Annotated in this window: 18 protein-coding genes; 5 read left to right on the top strand and 13 right to left on the bottom strand. The window is 61.9% G+C overall.

Annotated elements, in window-relative coordinates; translation table 11 throughout:
• Positions 1-164: 164 nt before the first annotated feature.
• The 3 genes from amaB to hglS form a co-directional block, all read right to left on the bottom strand.
• The gene (gene amaB / locus J2J99_RS21625; protein WP_168295069.1) at positions 165-1,703 is read right to left on the bottom strand and encodes an L-piperidine-6-carboxylate dehydrogenase; all 1,539 of its coding nucleotides are present in this window, start codon (positions 1,701-1,703) and stop codon (positions 165-167) included.
• 65 nt (positions 1,704-1,768) lie between these two features.
• Entirely contained in the window at positions 1,769-3,052 is a 1,284-nt protein-coding gene (locus tag J2J99_RS21620; RefSeq protein WP_168295068.1) for an NAD(P)/FAD-dependent oxidoreductase, read from the bottom strand.
• 67 nt (positions 3,053-3,119) lie between these two features.
• A complete protein-coding gene (gene hglS, locus J2J99_RS21615) occupies positions 3,120-4,532 on the bottom strand; it encodes a 2-oxoadipate dioxygenase/decarboxylase HglS (RefSeq protein WP_168295067.1) in 1,413 nt (470 codons plus the stop codon).
• A gap of 103 nt (positions 4,533-4,635) precedes the next feature.
• Here hglS and J2J99_RS21610 point away from each other — a divergent pair, with 103 nt between their 5' ends.
• The 3 genes from J2J99_RS21610 (at position 4,636) to J2J99_RS21600 (ending at position 7,231) form a co-directional block, all read left to right on the top strand.
• Positions 4,636-5,544, top strand: a complete 909-nt coding sequence (locus J2J99_RS21610; RefSeq protein ID WP_168295066.1) for a LysR family transcriptional regulator — start codon at positions 4,636-4,638, stop codon at positions 5,542-5,544.
• Between the two features lie 68 nt (positions 5,545-5,612).
• Entirely contained in the window at positions 5,613-5,849 is a 237-nt protein-coding gene (locus J2J99_RS21605) for an Lrp/AsnC ligand binding domain-containing protein (protein ID WP_003567502.1), read from the top strand.
• A 203-nt stretch (positions 5,850-6,052) separates the two neighbouring features.
• The gene (locus J2J99_RS21600; RefSeq protein WP_168295180.1) at positions 6,053-7,231 is read left to right on the top strand and encodes a glycosyltransferase family 4 protein; all 1,179 of its coding nucleotides are present in this window, start codon (positions 6,053-6,055) and stop codon (positions 7,229-7,231) included.
• A 21-nt stretch (positions 7,232-7,252) separates the two neighbouring features.
• On the opposite strand, the gene J2J99_RS21595 is transcribed toward J2J99_RS21600, so the two are convergent.
• From J2J99_RS21595 to epmA, 9 genes are all read right to left on the bottom strand, one after another.
• Positions 7,253-10,564, bottom strand: a complete 3,312-nt coding sequence (locus J2J99_RS21595) for an alpha/beta fold hydrolase (RefSeq protein WP_168295065.1) — start codon at positions 10,562-10,564, stop codon at positions 7,253-7,255.
• A gap of 165 nt (positions 10,565-10,729) precedes the next feature.
• On the bottom strand, positions 10,730-11,908 hold the full coding sequence (locus tag J2J99_RS21590) for a glycosyltransferase family 4 protein (RefSeq protein ID WP_168295064.1): 1,179 nt from the start codon (positions 11,906-11,908) through the stop codon (positions 10,730-10,732).
• 45 nt (positions 11,909-11,953) lie between these two features.
• Positions 11,954-14,428 carry a glycoside hydrolase family 2 protein gene (locus tag J2J99_RS21585; protein WP_168295063.1) on the bottom strand — a complete coding sequence of 825 codons (2,475 nt, stop codon included), beginning with the start codon at positions 14,426-14,428 and terminating at the stop codon, positions 11,954-11,956.
• A 16-nt stretch (positions 14,429-14,444) separates the two neighbouring features.
• Positions 14,445-15,407: a DUF1839 family protein gene (locus J2J99_RS21580; protein ID WP_168295062.1), complete on the bottom strand. Its 963-nt coding sequence runs from the start codon at positions 15,405-15,407 to the stop codon at positions 14,445-14,447.
• A gap of 8 nt (positions 15,408-15,415) precedes the next feature.
• On the bottom strand, positions 15,416-16,324 hold the full coding sequence (locus J2J99_RS21575; RefSeq protein WP_168295061.1) for an amino acid--[acyl-carrier-protein] ligase: 909 nt from the start codon (positions 16,322-16,324) through the stop codon (positions 15,416-15,418).
• A 5-nt stretch (positions 16,325-16,329) separates the two neighbouring features.
• Positions 16,330-17,511, bottom strand: a complete 1,182-nt coding sequence (locus J2J99_RS21570) for an acyl-CoA dehydrogenase family protein (protein ID WP_168295060.1) — start codon at positions 17,509-17,511, stop codon at positions 16,330-16,332.
• The gene (locus J2J99_RS21565) at positions 17,511-17,762 is read right to left on the bottom strand and encodes an acyl carrier protein (RefSeq protein ID WP_168295059.1); all 252 of its coding nucleotides are present in this window, start codon (positions 17,760-17,762) and stop codon (positions 17,511-17,513) included. Before J2J99_RS21565 ends, J2J99_RS21570 begins: the two co-directional genes overlap by 1 nt.
• Positions 17,763-18,025: 263 nt before the next feature.
• Positions 18,026-19,078, bottom strand: a complete 1,053-nt coding sequence (locus J2J99_RS21560) for a lysine-2,3-aminomutase-like protein (protein WP_168295058.1) — start codon at positions 19,076-19,078, stop codon at positions 18,026-18,028.
• Positions 19,075-20,136 (bottom strand): EF-P lysine aminoacylase EpmA, encoded by a 1,062-nt coding sequence (epmA, locus tag J2J99_RS21555; protein ID WP_168295057.1) that lies wholly within the window; start codon positions 20,134-20,136, stop codon positions 19,075-19,077. The genes J2J99_RS21560 and epmA overlap by 4 nt, the downstream gene beginning before the upstream one ends.
• A 148-nt stretch (positions 20,137-20,284) precedes the next feature.
• On the opposite strand from epmA, the gene efp reads away from it, so the two are divergent.
• Positions 20,285-20,854: an elongation factor P gene (gene efp / locus J2J99_RS21550; protein WP_064708087.1), complete on the top strand. Its 570-nt coding sequence runs from the start codon at positions 20,285-20,287 to the stop codon at positions 20,852-20,854.
• Positions 20,855-21,023: 169 nt separating this feature from the next.
• On the opposite strand, the gene J2J99_RS21545 is transcribed toward efp, so the two are convergent.
• Positions 21,024-21,692 carry a GntR family transcriptional regulator gene (locus J2J99_RS21545; protein WP_168295056.1) on the bottom strand — a complete coding sequence of 223 codons (669 nt, stop codon included), beginning with the start codon at positions 21,690-21,692 and terminating at the stop codon, positions 21,024-21,026.
• 148 nt (positions 21,693-21,840) lie between these two features.
• On the opposite strand from J2J99_RS21545, the gene J2J99_RS21540 reads away from it, so the two are divergent.
• Positions 21,841-22,767, top strand: coding sequence for a substrate-binding periplasmic protein (locus J2J99_RS21540; protein WP_168295055.1), 927 nt, complete (start codon positions 21,841-21,843; stop codon positions 22,765-22,767).
• Positions 22,768-22,769: the final 2 nt, after the last annotated feature.

Raw genomic sequence — 22,769 nt, 5'->3', positions numbered from 1 at the left:
GGGTGGTAAGAGGCGTATATTTTTCTTGACTAGCTATTTCAAGTTTGATTGCGACGAAAAAAGCATCACAATATCTTGACCAAGTATTTCATATTTTCAGGGAATAAATCCCAATGCAGTGAAAAGGCGGCGGCGCGCGAACGCCGCCTTTCTCGTCACTGCGCCTATTCGACGTCGAACTTGACGCCTTGCGCAAGCGGCAGCGTGCTGCCGTAATTGATCGTGTTGGTGGCGCGGCGCATATAGGCCTTCCAGGCATCGGAGCCGGATTCGCGTCCGCCGCCGGTTTCCTTCTCCCCGCCGAAGGCGCCGCCGATCTCGGCGCCCGAAGGCCCGAGATTGACATTGGCGATACCGCAATCGGAACCGCGCGCCGAGACGAAGGTTTCCGCCTCGCGCATGTCGTTGGTGAATATCGACGAGGACAGCCCCTGCGGCACGGCGTTGTGCAGGGCCAGCACCGCGTCGAAATCGCTGTATTTCATCACGTAAAGAATGGGCGCGAAGGTCTCGTGTTCGACCGGTCCGGTCTGATCGGGCATTTCGACAAGCGCGGGGCGAACATAGAAGGCATCGGCCGAACCGTTGTCGACGCGCCCGCCGCCGGTCACCTTGCCGCCGGCCGATCGCGCCTCGCCAAGTGCTGCCTGCATCTTCTCAAAGGCCTGGCCGTCGATCAGCGGTCCAACCAGCGTGCCCGCTTCGAGCGGATTGCCGATGGTGACCGAGCCGTAGGCCTTCTGCAGACGCGGCACCAGCTGGTCGTAGACGCTTTCATGCACGAAGAGACGGCGGAGCGTCGTGCAGCGCTGGCCGGCCGTGCCCATGGCGGAGAAGGCGACGCCGCGCAGCGTCAGGTCGAGATCGGCGCTCGGGCAGACGATTGCCGCATTGTTGCCGCCGAGTTCGAGGATGGCGCGGGCAAAACGCTGCGACAGGCGTGGGCCGACGGCGCGGCCCATGGCCGTGGAACCCGTAGCGGACACGAGCGGGATTTTCGGGTGGTCGACCAGCACCTCGCCGACATCGCGGCCGCCGATGATCAAGGTCGAGAGATTGGCCGGCGCCGTGCCGCCCTCGGCAACGAAGCGCTTCAGCGCCTTTTCGAACAGCGCCTGCACCGCAAGTGCGGTCAACGGCGTCTTTTCCGAAGGTTTCCAGACGGTGGAATTGCCGCAGACCATCGCAAGCGCTGCATTCCACGACCAGACGGCGACCGGGAAGTTGAAGGCCGAGATGATGCCGACCACACCGAGCGGATGCCAGCTTTCCATCATCCGGTGCTCGGAGCGCTCAGTGGCGATCGTCAGGCCGTAGAGCTGGCGGGACAGGCCGACGGCGAAATCGCAGATATCGATCATCTCCTGGACTTCGCCGAGGCCTTCCGAGGTGATCTTGCCGACTTCGATCGAGACGAGACGGCCGAGCGCGGTCTTGGCGGCACGCAGCTCCTCACCGAGCAGGCGGACCAGCTCGCCGCGCTTCGGTGCTGGAACGACACGCCATTCGAGGAACGCCTTGTGCGCCTCTTCGATCGCCGCCTTCGTCTCGGAAACGGTGTGCTCTGTCAGTTTGCCGATTTCCTTGCCCGTCACCGGCGAGGTGACGGAAAGCGTGCCGCCATGATAGCGGCCGGCGTCGACGCCGAGTTCGGCGAGCAGCTTGGCGGTTTCGGTGGCGAGATCGAGGACGGCGATATTCATTGTCGTGGTTCCAATCTTGTTATTCTCAGAAGCGAGTTTCGCTTCTCGGAAGCGCTTGTCGGTTCTCAAAAGCGGGCATCGGCGAAGTGGGCGACCTGAGCGCCGGCTTCGTACCATAGTTCCCTAAGCGCCCGGAAGCTCGGTTCGGTGGGCGCGGTCAGGGGCAGCGGCAGATCTGCTTCCGACAGCCGGCCGAGAATATGCTCGGCCAGTGTCCGGCCGAAAACCGTGCCGGGGGCAATGCCGCGGCCATTATAACCCGAAAAGCCCACCACGCCGGGCGCGAATTTATGAAAGCGCGGCAGTGCATTGTCGGTCATGCCGATCTGGCCGTACCATTCGCATTCGAATTCGACCTCGCCGATCATGGGGAAGAGCCGCTTCAGGGCGCGCTTGGCCCAGCCCTTGTGCACGGCAAGCCCGGTATTGCGCAGCGCTCCAACACTGCCGAAAACGAGACGCCCGGCCCGGTCCATGCGAAAGGAGGAGAGAATGTCCTTGGTATCCCACGCACCTTCCCGCCCCGGCAGGATCGACTGGCGTAGATTGTGGCCGAGCGGCACGGTGGCGAAGTTGAAATAGGGCAGATAGACCTGTTCGTTGCGCACCTGCTCGAAGGGGCCGGTGCTGTAGGCATCGGTCGCGACGATGATCCAGTCCGCGCTGACCGCGCCGTTTTCCGTTTTCACGGTCCAGCGGCTGCCGTTGCGCTCCGTTGCGGTGACGGGGCTCGACGTATGGATCGCGACACCCGCCTTGACAGCGGCATGGGCAAGGCCGCGCGCATAGGCCAGCGGCTGCAGCGTTCCGGCGCGCATGTCGAGCAGTGAACCGGTATAGGCGTCGCTGCCGATGCGTTTCGCCGTCTCCACCGCATCGAGCAGCGTCACGGGCGCGCCGCGCGCCGACCATTGCGCCGCGCGCGCTTCGATTTCCTTCAGCCCCTCCGCGCCGACCGCGCAGTGCAGCGTGCCGTTGCGTTCGAGTTCGCAGGCAATGCTATGCCTATCGATCAGTTCCATGACCAGCTTCGGCGCATTGCCGAGCAGCTCGAGCAGGCGTTCGCCGTGCAGCGGGCCGAGCACGCCGGGCAGATCGTCGGGCATCACCCACATGCCGGCATTGATCAGGCCGACATTGCGTCCCGCGCCGCCGAAACCGATCTCTCTTGCCTCCAGCAGCACCACCTTCGAGCCGGCTTCGGCAAGATGCAGGGCAGAGGAGAGGCCGGTGTAACCGCCGCCAACGATGACGACATCGGCAGATACCGCGCCTGCCAGAGGCGAGGTAACAGGCGGTTCGGCTGCGGTCTTTTCCCAGAGGCCGTGGGAGCGCGGATCATTCAGCATGGTTCAGTCCGATCGGAACGAAATCGCGGTAGTTTAACCCATATGATGAAGCGTTGAAGCGAGGATTTCACGCAACCGTCTTCAACTGCAGGCCCGCAAGGCCGAGCGCTTCCATCGCTGCATCCAGCGATGCGGCCTGGCGCTCGGCATAAAGCGCGAGCTCGTCTTGAACGGTTGCGCCGAGTGCGGCCTCGAAGGCGTCGCGGTTCGAGCACGTCACATAGTTCTGCTGCTGATCGGTGCCGAGATTCGACTGGAAGATGCCGGCCGCGCTGACCGGCAGGAAGTCTTCGTAGACGATCGGCGAGAAGGCAAGGTGACCCCTGGCTATCAGCGTTTCCGGATCGCCAGCCAGCGCGCCGTTGACCGCGGCGGCAATGCCCGCTGATGTGGCGGAATAACGGAAGAAGGCCAGGCCCTGCCTGCGCAGCTCGTCCCAGCTGTCCGGCAGCGCCCTGAAACGCTCGGCGAGTTCCTGATCGTAGGCGCCGGCCTTGGCGCCGCCGGCGCCGACCTGCACCTCGCCGCGAACCGAGGCGAGCAGCCGGTCATAGAGCGCCCGGCCCTTGGCCGTCAGCGCCACGCCACGCTGTTCAATCTCGCCGAAACGGGCGGTATGCGTCCCTTGAACTGCTTCCGCCTCGCCGGCAAAGGCGATCGCTTCCTCGAGCGCCTTGAAGCTCGTCTGCCGCAGCAGGATATCGCATTGACGGCGCGGCGGCCCTTCGATAACGGCCTTCGGCGTGATGCCGCGTTCCGGCATGCGAGCCTGGACCGCGTCGATATCGAGCGTGCGCGGCGTCAGATGATTGATATGCGGGCCTTTGAAGCTGACGACGTCGGCGATCAGCCGATGGGCGTCGTGCAGGCGCTTGTAGGTTTCGGCGCCGACCGTCGCCTCGCCGTGCCAACGGAAGGTCTCGAGCGCCTCGGCGACGAATTCCGTTGCTTCCGCTTCCGTCAGACCGCCATTCTGCTCGTGGCGCTCGATCAGCGCGACGGCGCGCGGCGTATAGATGCGCCGCTTTGCCAAAATGGCCTCTGCTTCGTTGCGCAGCCCTTCATCTTCAATCAGTTCCAATCGCAGCAGCGAGGTGAAGACGCGGAACGGATTGATGTTGAGTGCGGCCTCGTCGATCGGCCGGAAGCAGGTGGAGTGGACCGGCACGCCGGCAACGGAAAGATCGTAGTAGCCGACCGCCTGCATGCCCATGACCGCGAACAGCCGGCGGATGGTGAAGAGTTCATCCGCCGTGCCGAGGCGAATGGCGCCGTGACGCTCGACATCGATGCGTTCGAGCTCGCCGGCGCGAACCAAACGCTCGCGCAGATCCGGATCGCGTTCGAGGCAGCCGGCATTCACATCGGCGACCAGTTCGATCAGCGTACCGTATTGCGGCACCTCCGTCCGGTACATCTGCGACATCGCCTCGGTGAAAAGCGAACGGATGCGGTCAGTGGAAACGAAGGTTTGCGGCATCTTGAAAACTCCGGCTCATTCCGTTCTTGCAGGATGAAACTCTTTACAATTGCTGCGAAGCCCGAAATATCGCTATTTCGGAAATAGCTCATTCTGAAATGGAATGATCATGCTTGGCTCAAGACGTTTTCTGCCGTCGATTTCACATCTCGCCGCCTTCGAGGCGGTCGCCCGCACCGGCAGCGTCACGGCGGCAGCACGCGAGCTGGATCTGACGCAGAGCGCCGTCAGCCGCCAGGTGAGCGCGCTGGAAGAGCAGCTCGGCGTCGAGCTCTTCCTGCGCGAACGCCAGACCATGCGGCTGACGCTGGCCGGCGACAGTTATGCCCGCGAAATCCGCGAGGCGTTGCGGCGGATATCCAGCGCTTCTTTGAACCTGCGCGCCAATCCGCATGGCGGCACGCTCAATCTCGCCATCCTGCCAACCTTCGGCACGCGCTGGCTGGCGCCGCGGCTCGGGCGCTTCCTCGCCGCCAATCCCGGTGTGACCATCAATCTGGCGACCCGGCTTTCACCCTTCGATTTCCGCCTCGATTCGATCGATGCCGCGATCCATTTCGGCCATCCGCAGTGGCCGGGCGCGGAACTGACCTTGCTGATGTCGGAGCGCACGGTGCCGGCCTGCAGCCCTGACTTTCTCAAGCGATACACGATCGCCGGGCCGCAGGATCTACTGTCCGTTCCGCTTCTGCATCTGACGACCCGCCCTGATGCCTGGGAGCAGTGGTTCGCCGGCAACGGCGTTTCCTTCGAAAGCGTGGATGGCATGCTCTTCGACCAGTTCGCCACCGCCGCACAGGCGGCGATCGCCGGTCTCGGGGTCGCTCTGTTGCCGACATTCCTGATGCAGGAGGAACTCAAGCGCGGCGATCTCGTCGCCGCCGTCGATCTGGAGATGGAGAGCCGCGAGCGCTACTATCTCGCCTTTCCGCGCGAGCGCGCCGACTATGCGCCGCTTGCCGCCTTTCGCGATTGGATCGTCGCGGAAGCCGCCGCCAATCCGACTGCGTGAGGAACGGCTTGCATCGCCATGGCGCTTTCGACCATTATATCGGTCAAACAACCTCTGCAGGAAATCCCATGAAGCCGATCTTCGTCCAGCTCCAATGCGCCCCCGGCAAAACCTATGAGGTTGCCGATGCCATCTACCAGACCGAACTGGTTTCGGAGCTCTATTCCACCAGCGGCGACTACGATCTGCTGCTGAAGGTCTACATTGAGGAAGGCCAGGATATCGGCAAGTTCATCAACGACAACATTGCCAATATTCCCGGCATCGTCCGATCGCTGACGACGTTGACCTTCAAGGCGTTCTAAGCAATTCCAGCAAAAGTGTGCAGCGCTTTTGCCGGGAATTGCGTGAAACAAAAAGAGCATTTCCGTCAGAGGCGGTTAACCCTTTCGCGAAGAATCGCCTGTCCGAACCTCGCCGAAACTGCGGGTTAACGCCTGAGATATCTCATCGTTGCTATAACAAGGCCGCCTCGACAGGAGGTGGCGTGGGCAGCGATAGGTGGAGAATGGCGATCATGGAGGCAGACAGGGTGCACGAGAGGCCGCAGCTGGAAACGGCGCCGCTGATCGTCCATGTCGTGCGCCAGTTTTTGCCAAATCGCGGCGGCCTGGAAGATGTGGTCGCCAATCTTGCCCGCCAAACCGTCCGGTGCGGTTATCGCATTCGCGTCGTAACACTCGATTCGCTGTTTACTGCACCGAAGAATAAACTTCCGGCGCGCGAAGACATCGACGGCATCGAGGTGGTGCGCATTCCGTGGTCGGGCAGCAGCCGTTATCCGCTGGCGCCGGAGGTTTTCCGCCATCTCGCCGATGCCGATCTCGTGCATGTCCATGCCATCGACTTCTTCTTCGACGCGCTCGCCTGGGGCCGGCCGCTGCATCGCAAGCCGATGATCGTCACCACCCATGGCGGCTTCTTCCACACCCGCAAATACGCGGCGATCAAGAAGATCTGGTTCCGCACGCTGACCCGCGCTTCGGCACTGGCCTACAGGCGCGTCGTATGCTGCAGCGCCTCCGATCTCAAGCAGTTTTCCGCGATCGTGCCGGACAGCATGCTGATCGAGAACGGCGCCGATATCGGCAAGTTCGCCGATACCGCGTCGCAGCGGCCAAGGCGCCGCATCGTCACCATCGGCCGCTTCTCGGTGAACAAGCGGCTGGACCATCTGCTCGACGTGATGACCGTATTGCAGAGCCGCGATGCGGAATGGCATCTCGATATAGTCGGCGCCGAATCCGACCTGAGCCGGACCGATGTCGAAGCCGCCATCGAAGGCCGCAACCTTTCCGGCCGCGTCACCCTGCACGTCTCTCCCGACAACGGTGCCATCCGGCGCATCATGGCCGAGGCTTCGCTGTTTGCCTCCGCCTCGGAGTATGAAGGTTTCGGCCTGGTGGCGCTGGAGGCGATGAGCGCCGGCCTGCTGCCGGTGCTGAATGCCAATGACGCCTTTACAACGCTTGCCGGCCGGCATCCCGTCATCAGGCTGGCCGATTTCACCCATCCGGAGACCGCCGTGACAATGATCGAAGCGGCCTATGAAACGCTCGCGCGCCAACCGGATGTCGTCCGCGCCGAGCTTGTCGACGCCGTGCGCGGCTATTCCTGGGATATCGTCGCCCGGCGTTATATCGATCTCTATGGATCACTGAACGTCGTTGCTGGCGAGCGGATCTGAGCCTGCCAGCCTGAAATCCCGTCACGCTCTGGCGAGACGGATGATCTCATCGAGCACGAACCTGCGTGATTGCGGCGGCGTCAAATTATGATCGGCATCCGGCAGCATCAGCAGCCGCACGTTCGGATAGCGGGAAAGCTTGGCGCCGCGCGGTCCGAAGTGGAAATAGACGTGATCGAGGCCGACATCACCTTCGCTGTAGATCAGCGTCAATGGCACCTTGCGCCTGCCGAACTGGGCGAAGGACTGCCGGACTTCGCGGGCGATATGACGCCGGTCAGGCAGCAGTTCGAGCAGCGGCGCCACCCAGGGCGACAAGCGGCGGCCGGCAGCGATGACCATGTTCTGCAGCGCAGAGACGACATCCACCTGGCCGCGCAGCAGCCGCTTTAGCGTATCGAGCCGCGCCAGGCGCTGGCCGTAATCATCGAGGCTGCGGGGAACGGAGACGACGTGTTCCTTACGCACCGGTATCTTCGGATCCCAGTAATAGACGAAGGGATTGATCGAAACGACGGCCTTCAGCCGCTCGTCGGCGACGCCGGCGCGGAAGGCGACATAGCCGCCACTGCATCGGCCGGCCACCATCACAGGGCCGGCGGCGATGCCTTCGAGCAGATCGAGCGAGGCGACCGCATCGGCGGTCTGCGTATCGGAATAGAGCACCTGCTCCGGCGCATCAGGCCGCGGCGGACTGTCGCCGACATTAGCGGAATCGAAGCGCAGCGAAACCACGCCCTGGCGTGCAAGCTCTCGTGCCATATCAACCGTCGTCCGGCCCCAGCCGGCATGCCGGTCATAGGCCGTCGACAGGAAGAGTACGGCACTGCCCTTGATCTCGCCGGGCGGCCGGCTGACGACGCCGACCAGGTGATCATAGCTTCCGAAACGGACAGGCATTTCGACAAACCCATCGCCTGCCAGCGGCGGGTTCTCGATTTCTGCCGGCGAAGGGGCGTCGGACGTCTCCACCGTGGCCCCCTCCAGCCAGGTCGTCAGCTGCGCGACGACAGCCATCGGCGTCTTGGCGAAGAGCGGATTGGTGACGAGTTCGTCATAACCTTCGAAAGCCCTCTGCTCGACCTCGGCGCCAAGAGCCTTCAGCGCATCGGCAAAGCCGGTATCGTCGGCCTTGGCCGGACGTTCGAGGATCAGATAGCGGGACGCCGCCAAACCCCGCGGCGAGGCGATGTTGAGCTTGCCGAGCTCGCCGGCGATCTCCTCGGGCATGACGAGCCCGGCGATCTGCACCTTGGCGGTCTGGACATGCTCCTTGCCGAGGCCGAGATCGGCATCGATGATCTTCGACCACATGTTGAGTTCGCGTAGATAGGCCCGGCCACTCAGCACCGGCGCCAGCATGACGAGTCCGTCCACGCCGTCGATCGAGGCACCGATGCGCTGAGCAAGGGTTGCGCCGAGGCCCTGTCCGATGAGAACAATACGGTCGCAGCCGGAGAGCGTCTTCAGCTTGGCGGCCGCCGCGCGGATCGAATTTTCCCAGGTTTCCAGCCTTGCCGGCAGCGCGTCGAAATCCAGCGCATCGCCGGTGCCGCGATAGTCGAAGCGCAGGCTCGGCACGCCAATATCCGAAAAATGCTCGGCCGCAACGCGGAAAAACTTGCGGCTGCACATCTCCTCGAAACCCCAGGGGCTGACGAAGAGCACGGCGGCCGAACGCTTCTTCACCCGGGCATTCTCGGGCATGAACAGGCCGATCGTACCGTCGAAGACGACAGGCAGCGCAGCGCTGCGTCCAGCTCCTTCGGCCGGTTCGAGCGAGAACTCGCCGGGAGCGACCTTGGCGCGATCGGGGTCGCCGGGAAGCGCCGGCGCAATGAAATTGATGGCGTGGCCGACCGGCTTGCGCAGCGCGGACGGCATCTTGTCGAGAATGGAGCGCATGACGTCGACATCTTCGGCCGGCACGGCGCGCAGCACCCGCAGCGCTGCGAAATAGCAGAACGTGCCGGCGACGATCGCGCCGACCAGTCCGGCCGGACCATGGACAAATTCCAGTACGGAAATGGCTCCGCAGGCGCATAGCACGGAGGCGAGCGTCACCTTCGTCAGGCTTCTGTAGAGACCCGAAAGCTGAGATCCGAATCCTGTTTGTCTTATCATCATCACCGACATTGCAACGAAGACGAGGATGCGCACCAGCGCGGCGCCCTCGGCCGCCAGCCTAGGAACGATCAGTAAACAACCCGCTACCATCACCAGGCCACCTATCACACTGATTTTCAGGCGGGCTCGGGCTCTGTCCATCGATAAGAGGTAGAGGCTGAGAATCTGCATGAAGGTATAGGCGGGCGCCACCAGCGCCAGCAGCGCCACCACCGTGCCGCTGCGGCCGAACGCTTCGCCGAACACGACCAGCACCAGCTCGCTGGAGATCGCCGCAAGCCCGAGGCTCATCGGCAGCACAATATAGGCCATGCTGCGGGTGACTGAGGCAAAGACCTCGACCGGCAAGGTCGAATCGTCGCTGTTGTGCCGCCGTTCGGAGTAATAGGGCAGCAGGCTGCCGGTCATCTGGATCGGCAGTTGCAATGCGATATTGGCGATCGACAGGCCGACTGCATAATAGCCGACCATCTCCACCGACCAGAACTGCTGCAAAAACAGCAGTTCGAGCCGGTTGAGGAAGATGGAATCGATGATGAACTGGAGCGAAAGGATGACGGAGGAGGAGGCGAGGTATTTCAGCGACACGCCGCACCAGTCGCGCCGTGCAAGCAGGATGGGCAGCGTGGCAAAAAACAGGACAAGCTGGCCGAGCGCGTAACCGATGAGAACACCCTGGACGCCATAGAGGACGGCACCGACAGCGACGCCGGCAAGCTGGACGATCGAGACGACGACGGTCAGCCGGAAGAAGGCGCCGAGCTTCTTCTCTCCGATCAGGTAGAATTTGACAAAGGATCCGATCGCCTGGACGAAGAACAGAATGCCGGTGACCAGCGCGACGGACGGCGCGGTCTCGGCCCAGTGCATCTCCTCGGAGGTCAGGAAAAACAGCGCGTAGAGGGCCAGCAGCACGACGGTCGAAAACATCATGAAGCTGACGAGAATGGCGGCAAAACCCCGCCGGCGGTGTGCGTCGTAACCTTCCGCCGACAGCTGCGGCAGCGTCTTCAGGAGCGTGATGCTGGAGCCGAGCTCGGCGATCGAGGCGCCGGTCACCACCAGCCAGAGCGAGAAGGCGACGATGCCGTTGGCTTCCGGTCCCAGCAGCCGCGCGGTTATGATCGACGAAACGAAGCCCGTCAGCAGCAGCAGCATGCCCGCCGCCGCATTCATCACCGAATTCGCGATAATACCCTTCGACATCTGTCCATCCGTCAGGATCGCCTGAAGCGCGCGCCACGCGCTTTAGCTCTTTGTTTTCCCGCATGTGGCAAAATCGCTGCACTGTTCTGCGTGACATGCTCTAAGCCGCACACCCGCCATCTCTAATGCGAAAATATTAAAATAAAGCGGAGTGGCGACCTCAGCTTAGTTGGTTTGCAGCCCCGCCAGCCTGTGAAGTGCCTTCTCGTAGCTGTTCTCGGCGAGGTAGCGCAGCAGGAATTCCCGTGCTTTCTCCGCCTTATCGCGCGCCCGCTCGGGGGCAAGTAAGATTTCCCTGAGGTGGGCGGCCGCCGCCCGGGGAGAAGGATCCGCCCAGACCGCGTTTTCGAGCCCGGCAAATTCAGGATGGGTGTCGACAACCGGAATGAGCGGAGAGTCGACCAGCCATGTATTGTCCGGATCGCAGAAATCCGCCGTGCCCGACCATGCGGTGGATATGACCGGCGTAAGCTGCATGATCGCTTCGGCAACGGTCAGCCCGAAGCCTTCCGAACGATGCAGTGAAAGATAGGCGTCCGACGAGCGGATAAGGCCGTTGATCTCGGAATTCGACAGCTTGTCGGTGACGATCCTGATCCGGCTGTCGTCCTTGACCGAGGCGACCAGGTCGCCCAGGCCCTGATCCCTGACGATGTCGCCACTGGCCTTCATCAACAGGACGGCGCTTGGGACTTCGGCGGCGAATATCCTGAAGGCTTCGACGACGGCCTGCGGATTCTTCCGGTTGATCGAAGAGCCGGCACTGAAGATGAAGCTGACCAGAAAGGCGTCCTTCTCGATTCCGAATTTCTCGCGCATGCCGTCCGCGGCCGGCTTCTCGGTGACCGGATGCGGAACCACGATAACGGGTGCGGCGGTCAGCGGCGCGATCGCGCGGCGGGTGAATTCCGAAGGCACGAAGACGGCGTTCATGTAACGCATCGCGTTGCGCCACTCCGCCGGGACGGCTTCGAGCTCCCAGGCGAAATAGCCGATATTGAAGGTCCGGGAGAAATTCGCCACGCCCTTCTTCAGAATGGCGCGCGGCAGCATCGGCGGATTGAGATGCCAGATGCGGCTTCCCGGTGTTTCAGTGGACGGAGACAAGGGCCTCCATGCCGCAAAGGATGTTTCGTCGGGATGCGTGCTGACGTCCGAAAGCGATATCGCCCGTCCCGCTGCGGCAAGCGCATCGGCGCACAGCCGTGCCGACTCGCCGACGCCGACGGCCATCGAGAGATAGCCGGCGATTTCCACCGGCTTGCGCGGATTGAAGGCGACACGTGAGCGTGGAATCAGCCGCTGCAGGGCATGGGCACGCAGAAATCGGTATATCGTTCTCAAATCACGGATCTCTCTCAATGCATCGGCTTTGTCGTTGGCGGGGTATCAGCTCTGAAGCATGAGGCGATGTGAACTGCCGAGATTTCTGATGTCGCCGGCCGGCGGACTGTCCGTGCCGGGCAGCCTATGGAGCCGCACGCGCCGCGCCGCACCGGGAGCGAGATGAAACCAATCATCCTCGGCCCGATAGCCTTCGACGTCGATATGCACGGATTGCGCCAGCCGGTCGGTCCTGAGATCGACGAACCAATCTTCGCCAACCTTGCCGAGCGATGCCTCGATGCCCGCATCGTGAAGCGCTTTGCCGCGTCCCGAGGGGAAGTGGAAGCCTTCGGCAAGAATGGCGCCGTCGGCGAGTGAGCGCAGTCGCGCCACGCTCACATCATGCGCCGGCGGGCCGAAGCGGAAGGCATAGGTCGTATCGAAGAAGGCGCCGAAGAGCGCGGTGGAGGCAAAACGTTCCACGCTCCTTGCCGCCAGCTTGAAGCCAGTATTGCCGCTGACGACCTGTTGCTTGCCGTCGCGCAGGCAGAAGACTTCGAGCTCCACGTCGAGTGCAGCTTCGGTCTCGTTGACGACATGCACATCGAGGCCGTTGGTTCCCTCATCGGTAAACACAGTCTGAACCGGCCGGAAGGCACGGCGCATCGCATACCAGACCGGCTTTGGCTCGCCGGTTGAGTCGATCACACCCCAGCCGGGGCCGGGCAGCAGGTCCTGCAGCGTCCAGACGAGCGCGCCGCTGCAGCCGGAGCCTTTGCGCCGCCATTCGGCAAAGGTTTCCTCGAGCACCTCGCCGGTGACTGCGCGGGAGAGATCGAGATAACGTTCCGGATCTTCGCGGCGCAACCGGGCCGGATCGAAGCCGTAAAAGAGCTCCAGATAGAAGTCGCGAACGTCCTCGAAATCCCACGATGCGCTGCGGTCGCGCGGCACGCGCGCCTTCCAGAGCGGACTGTGGACGGCCGGCACATCAAGATGACGATGCAGCGTCCTCTGCTGCGGCACATGCGCAAAGGCGAGGCTTTCGGAGGCAAACCGCACCTCGGCGCGGCGGGCGTCGGCAATCGGCCGCATATAAGCGCCGACGCCGTAATAATGCGCGACACCGGCGTTCGGCGAAAAAGGCAGTGCGCCGCCATAGGGCGAGTTCGGGACATAGGGCACGTCGGGACGCATGCGCGCAATGATTGCCGGGATGATCTCATCGGTGATCGGCCCGCTCCAGAATTCCATCGGCAGGCCGAGCATGGCCGCTTGCTGGTGGATCTCGCTGCCGCCGCAGAGCACCGCCAGCGAAGGCGATGCCTGAACGCCGTGCAGCATTTCCTCGACCTCGGCGTGCACGTGACCGAGAAAGGTCTTGTCGTTGCGCGGATAGTCAAAATTGGCGAACATGAAGTCCTGCCACACGAGCAGGCCGAGTTCGTCGCAGAGCGCAAAGAAATCCGGCGTCTCATAGGTCATCGTGCCGCCGATACGGATCATGTTCATGCCGGCTTCGGCGGCAAGCCGCAGGAACGGTTCGTAGTCCGCTCGTCCCCCCGGCAGGCGCGCGATATCCGCTGTCGTCCACACCGCGCCGCGGCAAAAGACGCGCTCGCCATTGACGAGAAGCGCGAAGTCATCGCCGTCAACGCCGCGCTCGACCTCAATGCGCCGGAAGCCGGTGCTGCCGAGCGAGTAGTCGGCGCCGTCGGAAACAAGCGTCAATTCGTAGAGACGGGGAACGCCATGCGTATGTGGCCACCAGGCTTCGATGTCGGCAAGCTTGAGGATAGCCGAGTAATGATGGTCGCCCACCTTCTCGAACGGCTGTTCCATCCCGCCGCAGCGCAGCAGCATCGAAGGATTGTCGGCATTATTGTGCAGGGAAACGCTGAGCCGGCCGACGCCGCTCTCATCCAAGACAGCGCGGATGGAGACATTGTCGAGCGAGACGGGATTGCGCCGCACCAGCGATATCGGCCGCCATGGGCCGACCGCGTGGATATCGGGACACCAGCCCGGCATATGACCGAGCAGCGTCGTGCGGAAATTTTTCAAGCCCGGCGGCGTGATCATCTGCGGCCGCCAGCGCGCGCGGGGGCCGGGCTCCGACAGACGCGGGCCGAGCGCCCGGAAGCAGAGCGCCAGCTCGTCGCCGCCCGAAAGCGTCACCGGAATCTCGTGCGCCGTAAACATGCTTTCGGAAAAGAGGATCTCCTGGCCGTTCAGGAAAACATGGCACAGCGTCGCCAGCCCCTCGAAACGCAAGATCGCGTCGCCGGGCTCGGCATCGAAGAGGCGGCAGAGATACCAGGCGTCCCTGGTGTTCAGCGGCTCCGGATTTTCCCGGTCGAAGAGCCCGGCTCTTTCGAGTGCGGCGGCGACGGTGCCGGGAACGGGTGCGGGAATGAACTGCGCGGAGAGCGGAATGTCGTGCGGCACCGCACAGGCATCCGGTTCCGTCAGGACCAGGTTCCAGCCTTCGGAAAGCAAGCTTTCCTCGGCTCCGATGCTTGCCAAACGCCCCCGCATGGTCTGATCTCCGGCCTCAGATTCGCTCTGCAAGCGATGCCATCATCAAATCCCACGCATCGGCGGCCGGATCAAGGGCTGCCTGCAGCGGTTCGAACTTCCGGCGGGCAACGGCGCGGGCAAGCTGGAACTGCACGGATTTCGCAGCGTCCGAAATCCGCCTGGCATGGGCGGCGGCGCCGGCGAATTCATCCGCGGAGAGCCACGCCAGGTAATCGGCCGCCAGCTCGAAATTGGCGCCGACCTGGCGAAGCGTATTGAAGGCATATTTGTGAAAGAAGCCGAACGGCCGCTCAGCCACCGCTTCCACCTGTTGCGGAAAGACGGCGGCGAAGGCGCGGATAGGATTTTCGCTGGGCCGCCTGTTGAAATGAACCCCGGCAAGCCGCCGTGCGGTCGCGCGCAGGTGCGCTTCGTCGGCGGGCTTTTCCGGGAATCGCGCAAATTCCGCATAAGGCAGGAACGGCGGGTCGTTCTCCGTCAGCTGCAGCTGGAACAGCCCGTCGAAATCCTCGCCTTCGAGGTGGAAATAGCCGGCATTGTGGAAATACTCGACCCGTTTTGCCGCAACGTCCAGCCGGTTGATGGCAACCGTGGTCTTGCCGTGCTCCTGCCGGTAGGCGGTGCCGCGCGTATCCGGCATATAGAAGGAATCCATCTCGATGAGGCAGAGACGGCTCCGGGCGATCTGCACTTCGACATGCCGCTCGACCCGGTCATAGATGGCAAGCTCGGTCGCGCGGATGCCATAAAGCGTCTCGAGATCCTCGAGTGGCACCTTGAAGAAGGTGAACTGGTCGCCTTCGAAATCCTGCGCCAGGGTGAAACCGAGCATCGCCTCGGGTGCTGCCCCCGACGTCGCCAGCACCTCGATCCACAGGTCGACGTAACAATTGGTTTCCGGCCAGGCGCGCTCGCTGGAATGCAGCGCGTGCTGCCGATAGGTTTCCGGGCTGGTCCCCGGGAATACCGATGTCATCGAGTAGCTCAGCCCCACAGCGCTTTCCGCACATTGGCCGGCCATTGCTTCACGTCGAGCCCGTGATGGTGGAACAGGGCAAGCGCGATGCGCTCGAGCCCGAAGCCGACACAGGCCGTGTGCGCAACGCTGCCGTCTTCGAGGTTGAGGCCCCATTTCGTGCCGAATGCGTCCTGATGATAGTTGAAGCTCATGCAGGCGGTGGGATTGGCGGCCGAGGTGATCGGGATCAGCAGTTCGAATTTCAGGTTCTGGTCGCGCTGATTGTTGACGAGCATCTTGCCGGCGCGGCCGAAGAACGGATCGTTGGCGATATCGATCGTTACCTCGAGACCGACCGCCTTCATCATCTCGACGCCGCGATCCATCCAGCGCTGGCGGAAATCGGTGACGTGCTGCTCGCTGCCCATGCAGACATATTCGCGCATGCGGAAGAGCTGCTGGCGGGCCGGATCCTTCGACGGTTCGTGGCGGAAGCAGTAGGATTGCAGGTCGAAGAGGCCGCCGGTCTTCGGCAGATTGCCGCGCTTGGCGACTGTCGGGTAGAGCGGATAGCAGGCAGCCGGCGTCAGCACGATGTCGGTGGCTTCCTGCCCCTTCGTCCAGTCCTCGCCGACTTCCATGCATTGCAGCAGGCTGACATGGTCGAGTTCGCTGCCGCAGAAGCTGTGCACGGTGCCCGCCAGCTGCGGGAAGCTCTTCATGTAGCCGCTTTTTTCGAAGAAGGCACGGTTCATGCCGGGAGGAAAGCGCATGGCTTCCGCACCATCGGCGCCGCCGACCTTGTCGATAAGGCGCTCGAAGGCAGCGATCACCTCTTCGAACTGGCCGCTGCGGCCATAGAGCCCGTCGATGCCGGTATCGATCAGCAGGCCGGCTTCGAAAAGCCGGTCGAGAAACGAAGTCTGCATATCCATGACTGTTACCCCAGTAGGCTAGTGTCCTGCTTATGGACCAGAAGCATGCTCGACGTATTGCCGAGGATGCGGTCGTTCGAGATCATGAGCTGTGCGGAATGGGCGTCGCGCAAGTGCCGTCCGAGGCTGAAGGGCGTACCGTTCTTGTAGCCCATGATGCCGCAGATCAGCATAGCATGGTTGACGATCTCCAGGATCGTCTCGGAAGAGGCGATCTTGACGTTGTTCATCGCCACGGCAAAGCCCATCGACGACAACCTGTCGGGATCGGCCTTGGCATGTTCATAAGCCTTCAGGCCGGCAACCACGTTGGATTTGACCATTTGCAGAAGGTTGGAAACCTCGGCGAGACGCAGCGCGCCGGGCGGCTGGGCATCAGGCGCCTTGCGGGCGGCGGCGCGCACGAAGGACTGGGCCCGCGCGACCGCATCGACCGCGATGCCATACCAGACGCCGCTCCACAACAGATGCGACGAGGCGAGCATGGATTGCGCAGCAATCTCGGCAAATGGCTTCGGCAGGATCTGATGGGCCGGTGCCTGTCCCTTGAAGAGAAAGCCGTCGGAGCAGGTGCCGCGCATGCCGAGCGTGTTCCAGACGTGGGTCTTTTCGAGCGTGTACTGGTCCTTGAGGAAGGCTGTCAGCACCTGATCGGAGGACGCCGCCTGCGGGTGGGCGCGCGAAGTGATGAGGATGGCGTCAGCATGCGAACCGTAGGAAATGACGGTGGCATCCTTTTCGAGGCTGCAGATATCGCCGTCGACTTCGACCGCGCAAATACTGTTGCGCAGGTTGCCGCCGATCCCGCCCTCGGTGGTGGCGGAGGCGATCAGCAGTTGCTCGCCAGCAATATTGCGCATGAAATGGCAATGCCATTCGCTGTCGCTGCCGTGTTCGACAAGGCTCGACAGCTTGATGTGGTGCATGGCAAAAACCATGGCGCTTGCCGCGCAAGCCTGGCCGAGCATCGAGCACAATTCGGCGATCTCGGTGATCGAGGCCGATTCACCGCCGAGATGGTGCGGCACCTGAATGCCGAGCAGCCTCTCGGCCTTCATGGCGTCTACGGCTTCGCGTGGGAAACGGCCCTCGGCGTCGACGGCATCGGCATGTTTGGCCGCGATTTCGGCGACGCGAGCCACCCTGGCGGCAAGACCGTCCTGCATGATCCTGACGGGGAAATTCATCAGGCGACCTTCCGGCCATCCCGGATGAGATCGACAGTTTTGGCGATCGCCGCGATGCTCGCGAAGGATTTGCGGTTCAACAGATTGTCGGGAAATTCGATGTCGAAGGCCTCTTCAATGCCGAGCATCAGCTGCACCGAAGCAAAGGACGTCAGACCTGCTGCATAAAGATCGGCATCGTCGGCAATTTGGTCGATCGACGTCGGAAGCTTGCCGAATTTGGCTACGAGGTCGCGGATTGTCGTATTCATCCCATCACTCCAAGATTCTCATGATCCCGAACCGGCGTTTCATCGCCTTGTCATGAGCGTTCTTTTAGTGGGGAAAACAGAACATTCCGCTAATTTGTTGGGTTAAATATGATTAGCACTCACAGTTAGGATTTTAGCGATCGGCCCGGGTGCAGCAGAAATTACAATTCTACATCAACAATTTAATAGAACTTCGACGACGAAGCTTGCGGCGCTGTGGCACACGACGAGTACAAAAATGACACGCAAAGCGCCATTTTGCGTCAACCGGCGGGGGGATAGGAATGCTCGCCGCCGCGATAGTCCGAGACGGAATAACATCCCTTGCCTGTTGCCCGGATAACGCTTTGGCTGATGACGGCCTTGCCGTGCCCGCCGGGGATATCGAGGATGTAGGCCGGCTGGCAAAGCCCGGAAATCCGTCCGCGCAGCGCCGCGACGATCTGCTGCCCCTCGTCGATCGTCAATCTGAAATGGCTGGTACCGGGTGCGAAATCCGGATGGTGCAGGTAATAGGGTTTGACGCGGATCTCGACGAAGGCCTTCATCAGCTCGGCAAGCACGTCGGGGTCGTCATTGACGCCTTTCAACAGCACCGACTGGCTGACCATGGCGATGCCGGCATCGACCAGGCGGGCGCAAGCCGCGCGCGCTTCCCTTGTCAATTCCGTCGGATGATTGGCATGCAGCGCCACATAGACCGTCTTGCCGCTCGCCTTCAGGGCATCGATCAGCGCTGCATCGATCTTTTCGGGATCGACCACGGGAACGCGGGTGTGGAAGCGTACGATCTTGACATGCGCGATTGCCGCCAGCGCCTCCATGATGTCGCGGAGCCGGCGCGCGGAAAGCACCAGCGGATCGCCGCCGGTGAGGATGACCTCCCAGATCTCCTGATGGTCGGCTACGTAATCGAAGGCTGCCTGCATTGCGACGGCATCGAGCGTGCCGAGGCCCTGCGGCCCGACCATTTCGCGCCGGAAGCAGAAACGGCAATAGACGGGGCAGATATGCACAGCTTTGAGCAATACGCGATCGGGGTAGCGGTGGACGATGCCTTCGACGGGGCTATGGGCATGATCACCGATCGGATCGGCGCGTTCCCCGGTTGCGGCCGTCAACTCGGCCGGATCGGGCACGAATTGCCGTGCGATCGGATCATCAGGATCGGCGCGATCGATCAGCCTCGCCACAACCGGCGTCAGCGCGATCGCGTAACGTGCGGCTACCGCGTCCAACATGGCACGGTCGCCGGGCGTGGCCAGCCCTGCCTGCAGAAGATCATCGACTGTCTTGATCGGTTTGACGGCGTTCATCGCCCATACTCCGCAACCGGCGCCCAGAGCACCTGATCGATGCGCGAGGCCCCCGTCGCCAGCATGACCAGCCGGTCGAAACCGAGCGCAATGCCGCTTGCCTCGGGCATCGACGAAAGGGCCGCCAGGAAATCCTCGTCGATCGGGTAGGTCTCACCATAAACCCGCATCTTCTCGGCCATCTCGATCTCGAACCGCCGCTTCTGTTCGGGGACGTTGGTGAGCTCGCCGAAGCCGTTGGCGAGCTCGACGCCGCAGGCATAGAGCTCGAAACGCTCGGCAACACGCGGGTCGCGGGCTGATGGGCGGGCAAGGGCCGCCTCAGAGACCGGATATTCGTCGAGAATGGTGATGCGGCCGAAGCCGAGATGCGGCTCGATCTTTTCGACCAGCACCCGGCTGAAGAGATCGGCCCAGCCATCGTCATCGGCAACACGCATGCCGACGCGCCTGAGCTCGGCCGCCAGATGTGCTCGATCGGTCGAACCGTCGGCGGCGACAGAGGCGAGAAGATCGATGCCGGCGTGGCGTCCAAACGCTTCGGCGACGCTCAGGCGTTCCGGCCCGGCGAAAGGATCGCTCGCCGCACCGCGATAGCCAAGCTTGTCGGTCTTCACCGTCTCGGCGGCGAGCGCCAGAATCCGCACGCAATCCATCATCAGGCTCTCGTAACTTTCGCCGGTCCGATACCATTCGAGCATGGTGAATTCGGGATGATGCAGCGGCCCGCGCTCGCGGTTGCGGTAGACATGGGCAAAACACGAGATGCGCTGCTCACCTGCCGCAAGCAGCTTCTTGCAGGCAAATTCCGGCGAGGTGTGCAGGTAGAAGGGCGCCCTTTGCCCATCCGTCGTCAGCGCTTCGGTGGCGAAGGCATGCAGATGCGCCTCGTTGCCCGGCGATACCTGCAGCACCGCGGTATCCACTTCGATGAAATCCTCGCGCGCGAAAAACCCGCGCAATGCCGCCTGGATCGCATTGCGCCCGATCAGGAACGGTCGGCGGTCGGCATGCACGGACGGGGCCCACCAGGGGGACGCTTTGGCCGAAGGGTTCATTCCAAGCTTTCTTCGCCGGAGAAGCCGGTATGGGGGTGGCTATTTCCCGGATTTTAGGTTAGTTGCGCCCCCAAAGAAAAATATTTGCGTCTTCAGGGCGTTTCGACAGTCCTCTACGACGCCGAAAGCCGAGTTACAAGGAAGTCTTATGGTCAAGGTCATCGCCTCTTCGGTCCGCAAGGGCAACGTTCTCGATGTCGACGGCAAGCTCTACGTCGTTCTCACCGCCCAGAATTTTCATCCGGGCAAGGGCACGCCGGTTACCCAGGTCGACATGCGCCGCATCGTCGATGGCGTGAAGGTTTCCGAGCGCTGGCGCACCACCGAGCAGGTCGAGCGAGCCTTCGTCGAAGACGTGAACTTCCAGTACCTCTATGAGGACGGCGAAGGCTTTCACTTCATGAACCCGGCGACCTACGACCAGGTGGTCGTCAGCCAGGAAACCATGGGCGACCAGAAGGCCTATCTCCAGGAAGGCATGACCTGCATCCTGTCGATTCATGAAGGCATTCCGCTGGCGCTCGAATTGCCACGCCACGTCACGCTCGAAATCACCGAGACGGAACCGGTCGTGAAGGGCCAGACGGCTTCCTCTTCCTACAAGCCGGCCATGCTCTCCAACGGCATTCGCACCATGGTGCCGCCGCATATCGATGCCGGCACCCGCGTCGTCATCGCCACCGAAGACAATTCCTACGTCGAACGCGCCAAGGATTGATCCTGGTTTTCATCGATTCAAGAGTGCCGGCTCACGCCGGCCTCTGACTGAAATGTGGAATGCAGGCAAGTATCGATGCCGCTTCCACTTGCACCGCGCGATTCGAACGGCTCATTTGCCGGAAATATCTTCATTCAGCTAAAGCTGCACCCAATTCCAAGAGCCGAATTCAGATTACCTTTCGGACCTCGCTCTCGAAGCTCATGACGTGAGCCATTGCGATCCTTTCAGCCTCATCTGCATCACCTCTGCATACGGCCTCAAGCATGAGGACCTGATCATGCAAGACGTCCTCGAGACGCGGTACCAGTGTCGGAAACCGCTTCATGGCGACGTAGAGGATTCTCAGCGACAGATTGTGGTAGTGATCCAGCGTGTCGGAGAGGAAAGGGTTTTTCGCCACTTTGTAAATGAAGCGATGAATCCGGCGATCTAAAGCAAGGATGTCTTCCAACGCCATCGGACCGGTTGTCTGCTTGAGCTCGTCGATCAGTTGCCGTGCTTCTTGCCGCTCGAACTCGCGCAGCCTTTCCGCAGCCAGTCGAGTCGCCCAGGATTCGATCCGTGCCCGTGCCTCGTAGACCGCGGTAAGGTCATTGATATCGATCTTACTGACAAATGTGCCGCGGCGCGCGCTGACGACAACGAAACCGTCATATTGCAGACGCTGAAGCGCCTCCCGGACCGGCGTGCGCCCGACTTCCATGCGTTTCATGAGCTCGGCTTCCCGCAAAAGCGTGCCCGGAGGAAGCAATGTCGTAATGATATCGTCGCGCAGCCGAATGTATGTCCGCTCCGCCAGCGTTGACTCCACCGCTTCGTAATCCACTTCGAACATATTCAGCGCGTTCCTCTCTCTGTCCATTTCCGCATATCTAAACGCCATTCCGCATAGAAAAAAGGCGCTTAACGAATCCGCTTGACTTCATATCATGTCTGCATATCCTCAATATATCAGCAATATATAACCACAAAGAGGGGTTCAAATGAAACATGCTGAATTGACGAAAAAAGCACAGGCGAATGGGATGCTTGCCTTGACAATCCTGAGTTTGGGGTTGTTGGCGACGGCCGTGCCGTCCGCGGCCAATGCCGACGATCTGGAGCTGATGAAGCCGGGCACCCTCGTCGTTACGGTCCAGCCTTACATGCCCTATACGGCGGTCAAGGATGGAAAACTCGTCGGCCTCGACAGCGACATCCTGACGGCCGTCGCCGATAAGCTCGGCCTCAAGATGGAAATCAACGTCACCGACTTTCCAGGCATGCTGGCTTCTGTCCAGACGCAACGGGCTGACATAACCATTGGCGGAATTGCATGGTCAGACGCCCGCCAGAAGGTCGGCCTGTTTACGGATCCGCCGTATTATTCGCCGCCGGCCATGGCCGTGAGCGGCACGACGAGCTTTCCGGATGTTGCGAGCCTCGAAGGCAAGAACCTCGGCACTGTGACGGGGTATGTCTGGGCGAAATCGATCGCGCAGGTCCCTGACGCCTCACCCCATACCTTCCCGAGCGCCGAGGGTGTGTTCCAGGATATTTCTTCCGGGCGTCTGGACGTCGGCTTTCTCGACCCGCTGCTGATCACCTATCAACAACAGCAGCGCCCCGACATGAAGGTCCGCATCGAATATCTGAAGCCGCCGACAAACGAACAGGTGGCCGCGCACCCCGATTACAAGTATTTTCAGGCCTACATGACCGGATTCTACCTTCCCAAGCAGTCGCCAAAGCTAGCCAAGGCTGTGTCCGATCAGATTGACGCCATGTACAAGGACGGATCCCTTGCAGCGTTGATCACGAGATGGGGCGGTGATCCCAAGCAGTTCCTGGTTCCATCGCCCGAAATGGCGGCACAGCGGCGCGGCGTTGACCGTCCCGCCGACTGGAACCCGCCCTCCATCGAGAAGTGAGA

This window comes from Rhizobium binae (assembly GCF_017357225.1).
Classification (GTDB): Bacteria; Pseudomonadota; Alphaproteobacteria; order Rhizobiales; family Rhizobiaceae; genus Rhizobium; species Rhizobium binae.
The sequence above is the reverse complement of the archived record's forward strand: the minus strand, read 5'-3'. Positions and strand labels throughout refer to the sequence as shown.